This window comes from Bacillus sp. T17B1, from assembly GCF_026796395.1.
GTDB classification, from domain to species: domain Bacteria; phylum Bacillota; class Bacilli; order Bacillales; family Bacillaceae; genus Bacillus; species Bacillus spizizenii_A.
Window position 1 is genome coordinate 1 of record NZ_JALAYA010000052.1, and the last position, 237, is coordinate 237.

General features: G+C 38.4%; 1 protein-coding gene. It reads right to left on the reverse strand.

Annotated features, from left to right (window positions below):
- Positions 1–237 (reverse strand): DDE-type integrase/transposase/recombinase (locus tag MOF34_RS21105; protein WP_268401396.1); only part of this gene is annotated, 237 nt, incomplete at both ends.

The window sequence follows — 237 nt, forward strand, 5'->3', positions numbered from 1 at the left end:
TGCTCATGGTAATGCCTTTTGTATTAACAGCTTTTTGATACTCGTAGGATGTATACACAGAACCTTGGTCACTATGTAACATGCAGTTCTCAGGCAGTGTTGGCAGCTGATCAAGTGTGTCTAATACAAAGTCTGTGTCCTGCTTATCGCCAATCGTAAAAGCAATCACTTCTCCATTGTATACATCTAATATACTGGAAAGGTACAATTGTTTTTGTCCATAAGGCAAATATGTGA